Here is a 7,991-nt window from a genome sequence, read left to right on the forward strand (position 1 = left end):
CGCCGCCGTTCGACAGGCCGCGGTGACGAGGGCCCGGCACCACCAGGCATCGGCGAGGAACCCCTCCCCGATCGACAGCGCACGGCCACGCTCCGTGGTCCCGCGGACCACGTCGTGGACGCCGGTGAGAGAGGCACAGACCCGGAAGCCCGCCCCGGGCAACGCCTCGAGACAGCCCGGCGACCCGTTCCACCGCGGTGGGGCGAACAGCCGCGTCCGAAGACCCATGTCGGCCATGATCCGGTCCGCGGCGGCCAGACGGACGGCCGCCTCCGCGGGTCCGATGGAGGCGAACTCGGGCCTGCGCGGTCGGGTCGCGGCCTCGTCGTAGCCGCCCAACACGATCGAGTCACCCCGCTCGCGACGGTGGCGTAGCCAGCCCTGCGTGGCCCTGTCCTCCGTCATCCGGTACTCGCGCCCCCGCCTCGGCGCGACGAGCAGCGAGACGGGCACCGACCGCCGCTCGAGTTCGCCGACCAGATCCACGGCACCCTCCAGCGTCGACTCCCGCAGGCCCGAGACGGAGACGATGAGGCGGGCGGTGGCCGGGCGCGGTGTCATGGAGCCCATCGTCGCAGCCGGTGATGACAGCGTGACGACGACGAGGTGTACGTCCGGTGTCCCGACCGGACGCGTGTCTTGACCGGAGGTGACGTCCCGGCCGGAGGTGACGCTCCGGGACGGGGTCAGACCGGGAGGACGTCCTCGATCGCCTCGGTGAGCTCGGGGGCACCGGGCTCCACCTTGGGGCGGAAGCGGCCCACGACCTCACCCGTCGGGGACAGCAGGAATTTCTCGAAGTTCCACTGCACGTCACCGGCCTCACCGTCTGCGTCGGCGACCGCGGTCAGTTCCGCGTACAGCGGGTGCCGGTCGGGGCCGTTGACGTCGACCTTGGCGGCCAGGGGGAAGGTGATGCCGTACTTCTCGGTGGTGAACTCCTTGATCGCGCCCTCGTCGCCGGGCTCCTGCCCCATGAACTGGTTGCACGGGAACCCCAGGACGAAGAACCCGCGGTCGCGATAGTCGTCGGCCAGCTCCTGCAGGCCCTCGTACTGCGGGGTGAGCCCGCACTCGCTCGCGACGTTGACCACCAGGACGGCGTGCCCCGAGTAGTCACCGAGTCGGGCCTGCTCGCCGTCGATGGTCGTGAAGGTGATGTCGTGGAGGCTGCTCATGTGAGCCAGCTTACGCGGTTGCCACCCTTGACATATCGTTGGGTTTTTACAACACTGCATTGCATGAGCCCAGTGCGACGGGGAGAAAAGCTCCCCATCTACAACCGGATCGCCGTCCTGCGGGCCGAGCACCGACTCAGCCGGGCCTCGCTCGCGGAACGGATCGAGGTCAACCCCCAGACCGTGGGTGCGCTCGAACGGGGCGACCACTACCCCAGCCTGGATCTGGCCTTCCGCATCTGCGCTGTGTTCGACCTGCCGGTCGAGGCCGTCTTCTCCCGGGAGGAGTTCCAGCCGATGTCCACCGAGATCTACCGCCGCACACGAGAGGACACTCCATGAGCACCGCGACCGACCACACCCTGACCTCCGCCGAGCGTCGCTACGAGAAGACCGTCGACCGGCTCTCCACCAGCCTGCTCTCGTGGCGCACCCCGGAACGCCGCCGACTGCTGGTCCGGTTGAACTGGGCATGCGTCGCGGTCATGGCAGCGATCGCCGTCGCCGGGTTCTTCTGGCTCCCGATCGTGATCGCCTGGCTGCCCATGACCGTGGCCATCTGCACGGTGTGGACGATGCTGCGCACCGTCATCGACGTCAAGGACTCCGCGCCGCCGCGCTACCTCGACGAGTTCGAGACACAGACCCTCCTGCACGCCAGATCCACCGCACTGTCGGTGCTCGTGGGAATCTGCTTCGTGATCGGACTGGTGCTGGTGTTCGGCTCCACGATGGAACTCGGCGACGGCCACCGCCTCGCCTACGCGATGGGCGGACTCGCTGTCCTGGCGGTGTTCGTCGGGGGGATCATCCCCGCCGCCGCGATGGCCGCGACCATGGACCCCGCCGACCCCGACGACCGCTGACCCCACCGCGGGGGTGTCGGGGCCGGACCCTAGCCGGCGCCGGCGGTGCGCACCGTCCACGCGTACTCGAACGCGGTCTGACGCCACCGCTCGTACCGTCCGGACACGCCCCCGTGGCCGGCGCTCATCTCGCAGCGCAACAGCACCGGGCGGTCCGCCGAGTCGGCCGAGGTCGACACCGCCCGGAGCCTGGCCACCCACTTGGCGGGCTCGACGTAGAGCACCCGGGTGTCGTTGAGCGAGGTCACCGCCAGGATCGCCGGGTAGTCCTTGGCCTCGACGTTCTCGTACGGCGCGTAGGAGGCCATGTAGTCGTAGACCTCCTCAGAGTGCAGCGGATCGCCCCACTCGTCCCACTCGATCACCGTCAGCGGGAGCTCCGGCATGAGGATCGAGGTGAGCGGATCGACGAACGGGACGACCGCCTGGATGCCGACGAACAATTCCGGCGCGAGGTTGGCCACAGCGCCCATGAGCAGGCCACCCGCGCTGCCGCCCTCCGCCACCAACCGGTCCGGGGCGGTGAGCCCGGAGTCGACCAGGTGCCGCGCGCAGTCGACGAAGTCCGTGAAGGTGTTCCGCTTGGTCAGGGTCTTGCCCTGCTCGTACCAGAGGCGCCCCATCTCACCGCCGCCCCGCACGTGCGCGACCGCGTAGGCCATCCCCCGGTCGAGCAGCGAGAGCCGGGCCACCGAGAAGGCGGGGTCGATGCTGGTCTCGTACGAACCGTAGCCGTACAGCAGGGTCGGAACCTGCTCGCCCGCGTCGATCCGGGCTGCGGTCTCCAGCGACATCACCAGGGAGATCGGCACCTGGGTGCCGTCCCCGGCGGTGGCCCAGTCCCGGCGCTGCACGTACCCGGCCGGGTCGTAGCCGCCCAGCACCTCCTGCTCGCGCAACAGGGTCCGCTCCCCCGTGGCCAGCGCCAGGGAGTAGATGCGGCCCGGGGTGACGAACGAGCCGAACCCGAACCTCAGCACCGGTGCGTCCCACTCCGGGTTCGACCCCGGGCCGGAGGTGAACAGTTCCTCGTCGAACTCCACGGGAGTGAACCCCGAATACGCCTCCACACCCACGGTCGACGCGGGATCCAGCGGCATCAGGGAGAACCGGGGCAGCGCCTGCTCCCGGTACCCGAGCACCAGCACACGGGCGAACGCGTCGACCCCCTCCACCCGCACGTCGTCGCGGTGCGGCACAAGCGGGTCCAGTTCGCGGAAGTCACGGTCGACCGGTCCGGCGGGCGCCTCGACCACGGCGAAGTTGGGCGACCCCGCGTTGTGGGTGATGAGGAAGCGATCCAAGCCGCCGACGACCGCGTGCTCGACGTCGTACTCGACGCCCTCCTCGCGAGGTCGTACGCACCAGAACTCGCCCGCCGGGTCGGCGGAGTCCAGGCACCACACCTCGGTGGTGATCTTGGACCCCGCGGCGATCTGCAGGTACTTCTCGCTGCGCGTCTCACCGACCCCGATCCAGTAGGACTCGTCGGGCTCGTGGAACACCTCGTCGTCGTCGTCCCGGGTCGTCCCCAGGCGGTGACGCCACACGGTGTCGGGGCGCCACGCCTCGTCGACCGTCACATAGAAGACGTACTGGCCGTCGCGGGACCAGGTGACCCCGGCAGCGATGCCGGAGATCTCCTCGTCCGGGGCCGTGTGGTCCGGGTCGAGGGAGCGGAACCGGAGGGTGTAGCGTTCGTCGCCCTCGGTGTCGGTGGCCCAGGCGAGGACGCGGCCGTCGTGGCTGACCGAGAACGCGCCGAGCGCGAAGTACTCGTGCCCCTCGGCCTCGGCGTTGCCGTCCAGCAACAGCTGCTCCCCGGGGAGCTCGACACCGGGCGAGACCTCAGGCGGGACCCACCCGGCCGGGTCGCCGGGATCCGCCACGAACTCGGGAGGCACGGGGACGCGGCAGTGCCGCGCGTAGGACAGGCCTTCCGATGTGCGGGAGAAGTACCACCAGCCGGCGGCCCGCACGGGAACCGACATGTCGGTCTCCTTGACGCGGGAACGGATCTCCTCGTAGACCTCGTCCTCGAGCGGCTTCTGCCCGGCCGTCATCGCGTCCGTGTACGCGTTCTCCGCCTCCAGGTACGCGCGGGTCGCCGGGGCGTCCTTGTCGCGCAGCCACTCGTAGTGGTCCACGAAGACGCGGCCGTGGTGCTCGCGGCGGTGGGGGCGACGCTCGGCCCGGGGAGGCTCGGGGACCCCCTGGTCGGCGGTGGTGGTGGCGTCGGTCCCGCTGCCGGTGGCGTCAGTGGCGCTCATGCGGACTCACCGCCGAGCCACTCCGAGAACCGCAGGCCGGAGATCCGCTCGTAGGCCTCGATGTACCGTGCCCGGGTCGCCTCGACCACCTCCGGCGGGAGCGGGGGCGGCGGGGAATCCGAGGATCGATCCCAGCCCGAGTCCGGTCCGGTGAGCCAGTCGCGCACGAACTGCTTGTCGAAGCTCGGCTGGACGCGGCCGGCCTCGTACCCGTCCGCCGGCCAGTACCGGGAGGAGTCCGGGGTGAGCACCTCGTCGGCCAGGATCAGCTCTCCCCCGGACAACCCGAACTCGAACTTGGTGTCCGCCAGCAGCACCCCACGGTCGGCGGCCATCTCGGCCGCCCGCGCGTACACCTCCAGCGTGGCGGTCCGGAGCCGGCCGGCCAGCTCGTCGCCGACGATCCCGGAGAGCTGGTCGAACGAGATGTTCTCGTCGTGGTCACCCACCGCGGCCTTGGTGGCGGGGGTGAAGATCGGCTCCGGCAGCAGGCTGGCCTCGACGAGCCCGTCGGGGAGCTCGACGCCGCACACTGATCCCGACTCGAGGTATTCGACCATTCCGGACCCGGTCAGGTAACCGCGGGCGACGCACTCGGCCTGCACCATCTCGAGGCGACGCACCACCATCGCGCGGCCGAGCACCTCGGCGGGGATCCGCTCGTCGTCCAGGGGCCCGGCCAGGTGGTTCGGCACGTCGAGAGCGTCGAAGAAGTAGGCGCTCATGGCGGTGAGCACCCGGCCCTTGTCCGGGATCGGCGTGCTCAGCACGTGGTCATACGCCGAGATCCGGTCGGTGGCCACCAGGAGCAGCGTCTCGCCGTCGATCTCGTATAACTCGCGGACCTTCCCGGCGGCGAGATGGCGGTAGGAAGAGAGCTCGGGTCGCATGGGCGCCAGCGTAGTCGGCGGGTGCCCACGCGGCCGCAGGCGCCGGGCGGGCGGTATCCGCCCCGACCGAGGGGACGTCAGCCCAGCCGCGCGTCCAGCCACTCCCCCAGCGCCGCGTACGCCTCGTCCGCACACAGGTCGTTGAACAGCTCGTGCAGGCCGCCCTCGAACTCCCGATAGGTGATCTCCGGCCGCGGGTCGTGGTCCGATCCCGCGACCTGGGCGAACCGGCGCGCGCCCTTCGGTGAGGTGATGGAGTCCGCAGACCCGTTGATCACCAGGGTCGGCAACCGCAGGGCGCTCGAGCGCTCCAGGAATTTCTGTCCGCCCGCGAGCAGCGTCCCGGCGGCCAACGCCGGCACCCCCTTGTGGTGCACGAGCGGGTCGGAGGTGTAGTCCGCCACGTACTCGGGGACGCGGGAGATCTCGTTCGGGTCCAGCTTCTCCACCGGGAGGAACGGCAGCATGCGGGCGATCACCGGGGCCGCCGCCCGGAGCGGCGCGGGTGTGCTCTCGCCCACGACGATGCCGGGAGAGGACAGGACCAGCCCCGCCAGGTCCCATGGGCGCCGCAGGGCGGACTCCCCCGCGATCAACCCGCCCATCGAGTGCCCCATGAGGAAACGGGGCAGGGACCCGGTCCCCACGCCCTCGGGGGTCCGGGTCCATTCCAGGACCGCGTCGCGGACGGCGAGGTTGTCCCGGATGTGGGCCTCCGTGGCGACCCTGGCCCGCGGACCGGGCGCCGAGCCGTGCCCCCGGAGGTCGTAGGTGACCACGTTCACGCCGCGGTCGACCAGGAACCCCACCGTCCGCCCGTACCGGCCGGAATGCTCACCGAAGCCGTGGACCAGCAGCACCAGGGCTCGTGGAGCCTCGGCGTGGTGCAGGGTCGCCTGCAGGCCGGAGGTGCCGGGGACGGGGATGACGGTCTCGCGCATGCGCCGAGACTAGCGCCCGGAGGCCGCTGGCCTCCCCCAAAGGTGCCAACCGGGTTTCCACCTCATGCCTCAAGACCGGCGGCCGCCCGCCGACGAGCATGGAGGCGGTCAGAGAAATCCGTCCGGACGCAGTCCGGATGCCCACTGCACAGGAGGTCCCCCGTGGTCCCCACCACCCTCGCCCCGTCGCCGGAACCCGCTTCCGGTCGTCGTCGGGCCCGCCGCATTCGGCGGACTCGGCGCGCGGCCGTCGCGGCACTCGGAGCGGTCGTGTTGGCGACACTCGGGGCGTGCGGGCCGGCGGAACCACCGCCCGACCCGCGCCCCTCACCACCGCCTTCCGTCGCCGACCTGACCCGTGCAGACGTCGACGCGTGGCTCGACCAGACGATCCCGTCAGCGCTCGAGTCCGGGCGGATCGCGGGAGCGACGGTCTCCGTCGTGCACGACGGCGAACTCCTCACCGCCCGCGGCTTCGGCGAGTCCGACGTCGCCGCCGGCACCGCAGTCGATCCGGAGACCACCCTGTTCCGGGTGGGGTCGGTGTCGAAGATGGTGACCGCGACCGCCGTGATGCAACTCGTCGAACGCGGCGAGGTCGACCTGGACACCGACGTCGAGCAGTACACCGGCCTGGACCTTCCCCACCACCACCCCGTGACGCTGCGGCACCTGCTCAGCCACACCCCCGGTTACGAGGAGCGCGCCGCCGGCCTCTTCGCGACGCCGGGAGCGAGCGTGGACCTGCGCCGCGCCCTGGTGGAGGACCCACCCGCCCAGGTGTACGAGCCGGGCACCACGCCCGCGTACTCCAACTACGGCAACGCGCTCGCCGGGTACGTGGTGGAGGCCGTGAGCGGCGTGCCGTTCGAGGACTACGTCGACCAGAACATCCTCTCGCCCGTCGGGATGACGTCCTCGTCCTTCGACCAACCCCTCCCGGATCACCTGGCGGCGAACACGGCCCTGGGGTACCCGACCTCGGACGGGCAGGCGATCCCCTTCGAAGTGGTCGGGGTGCCGCCCGCGGGCGCGTTGAGCGCCACGGCCACGGACATGGCCCGGTTCATGCTCGCCCATCTCGGCCACCCCGCCGGCGACGGCGCGGGGATCCTCAGCGACGAGACCCTCCAGCTCATGCGGGAGCCCGCCCTCGACTCCGACACCCTGGGCGCCCTGGCCTCCGGCCCGAGGATGGGTCTGGGCTGGTTCGACGAGTCCCGCAACGGTCGGGCCGTCGTCGGGCACGGAGGTGACACCCTCGCGTTCCACTCCCACATGCAGTTGTGGCCCGACGACGACACGGGCATCTTCGTCTCCTTCACCAGCACCGGCGTCGACGCCGCCGCACTGTTGTTGCGCGAGGACCTGCTCGACGGGTTCGCCGACCGATACCTCCCCGCGGACGGCGCGCCCACCGGCACCGTCGATCCGGCGACCCCCGGCACCGTCGACCCCGCTACCCGGGCGGAGCACGCCCGAGCCCTCGCGGGCACCTATGAGAGCACACGCGGATTCCACACCACGTTCCTCACCGTGGCCGGCGCCCTCCAGCCGATCCGGGCGGAGGTCGTCGATGACGACCGGGTGCGGTTCTCGGCCGGGGTGGGTCTGGAGCCCACCGTCTACGAGGAGGCCGAGCCGTGGGTGTACCGGGAGGTCGACGGCCACCGGGTCCTCGCGGTCCGGACGGACGCCGACGGTCGGGTCCAGCTCATCGGCCACGACTCGGCGATGTCGCTGACGCCGGTGAGTACGTCCCGGGCCGTGGCGCTGCCGGGGCTGGCCGGCGGTCTCGTGGTGCTGCTGGTGACCGTCCTGGCGTGGCCCGTCGCGGCCGTGGTCC

The 7,991-nt window shown here is 71.3% G+C and carries 8 protein-coding genes; 3 read left to right on the forward strand and 5 right to left on the reverse strand.

What is annotated here, in order from left to right:
- The coding region (locus G6020_RS05215; RefSeq protein ID WP_182609896.1) for a DUF2334 domain-containing protein at window positions 1-561 on the reverse strand (561 nt) is incomplete at its 3' end.
- Between the two features lie 125 nt (window positions 562-686).
- On the reverse strand, window positions 687-1,178 hold the full coding sequence (locus G6020_RS05220) for a glutathione peroxidase (RefSeq protein WP_017835291.1): 492 nt from the start codon (window positions 1,176-1,178) through the stop codon (window positions 687-689).
- A 63-nt stretch (window positions 1,179-1,241) separates the two neighbouring features.
- Here G6020_RS05220 and G6020_RS05225 point away from each other — a divergent pair, with 63 nt between their 5' ends.
- Both G6020_RS05225 and G6020_RS05230 read left to right on the forward strand, forming a co-directional pair.
- Window positions 1,242-1,520 carry a helix-turn-helix transcriptional regulator gene (locus G6020_RS05225; protein WP_031264401.1) on the forward strand — a complete coding sequence of 93 codons (279 nt, stop codon included), beginning with the start codon at window positions 1,242-1,244 and terminating at the stop codon, window positions 1,518-1,520.
- Window positions 1,517-2,044 (forward strand): hypothetical protein, encoded by a 528-nt coding sequence (locus tag G6020_RS05230; RefSeq protein WP_182609897.1) that lies wholly within the window; start codon window positions 1,517-1,519, stop codon window positions 2,042-2,044. The genes G6020_RS05225 and G6020_RS05230 overlap by 4 nt, the downstream gene beginning before the upstream one ends.
- A gap of 29 nt (window positions 2,045-2,073) precedes the next feature.
- Here G6020_RS05230 and G6020_RS05235 read toward each other — a convergent pair whose 3' ends face one another.
- The 3 genes from G6020_RS05235 to G6020_RS05245 form a co-directional block, all read right to left on the reverse strand.
- Window positions 2,074-4,314, reverse strand: coding sequence for a S9 family peptidase (locus tag G6020_RS05235; protein ID WP_182609898.1), 2,241 nt, complete (start codon window positions 4,312-4,314; stop codon window positions 2,074-2,076).
- Window positions 4,311-5,204 carry a phosphoribosylaminoimidazolesuccinocarboxamide synthase gene (locus G6020_RS05240; protein WP_182609899.1) on the reverse strand — a complete coding sequence of 298 codons (894 nt, stop codon included), beginning with the start codon at window positions 5,202-5,204 and terminating at the stop codon, window positions 4,311-4,313. The genes G6020_RS05235 and G6020_RS05240 overlap by 4 nt, the downstream gene beginning before the upstream one ends.
- Window positions 5,205-5,281: 77 nt before the next feature.
- The gene (locus G6020_RS05245; RefSeq protein ID WP_182609900.1) at window positions 5,282-6,145 is read right to left on the reverse strand and encodes an alpha/beta hydrolase; all 864 of its coding nucleotides are present in this window, start codon (window positions 6,143-6,145) and stop codon (window positions 5,282-5,284) included.
- A 270-nt stretch (window positions 6,146-6,415) separates the two neighbouring features.
- Between G6020_RS05245 and G6020_RS05250 the strand changes: the two genes are divergently transcribed.
- On the forward strand, window positions 6,416-7,991 hold a 1,576-nt coding region (locus tag G6020_RS05250), incomplete at its 3' end, for a serine hydrolase domain-containing protein (RefSeq protein ID WP_182609901.1).

The organism is Dietzia sp. B19 (assembly GCF_014145155.1).
GTDB lineage: Bacteria > Actinomycetota > Actinomycetes > Mycobacteriales > Mycobacteriaceae > Dietzia > Dietzia natronolimnaea.

Coding starts and splice junctions, on each gene's coding strand:
- G6020_RS05235 (WP_182609898.1), bottom strand. CDS start 4,314: ATGAGCGCCACTGACGCCACCGGCAGCGGGACCGACGCCACCACCACC.
- G6020_RS05225 (WP_031264401.1), top strand. CDS start 1,242: ATGAGCCCAGTGCGACGGGGAGAAAAGCTCCCCATCTACAACCGGATC.
- G6020_RS05240 (WP_182609899.1), bottom strand. CDS start 5,204: ATGCGACCCGAGCTCTCTTCCTACCGCCATCTCGCCGCCGGGAAGGTC.
- G6020_RS05245 (WP_182609900.1), bottom strand. CDS start 6,145: ATGCGCGAGACCGTCATCCCCGTCCCCGGCACCTCCGGCCTGCAGGCG.
- G6020_RS05230 (WP_182609897.1), top strand. CDS start 1,517: ATGAGCACCGCGACCGACCACACCCTGACCTCCGCCGAGCGTCGCTAC.
- G6020_RS05220 (WP_017835291.1), bottom strand. CDS start 1,178: ATGAGCAGCCTCCACGACATCACCTTCACGACCATCGACGGCGAGCAG.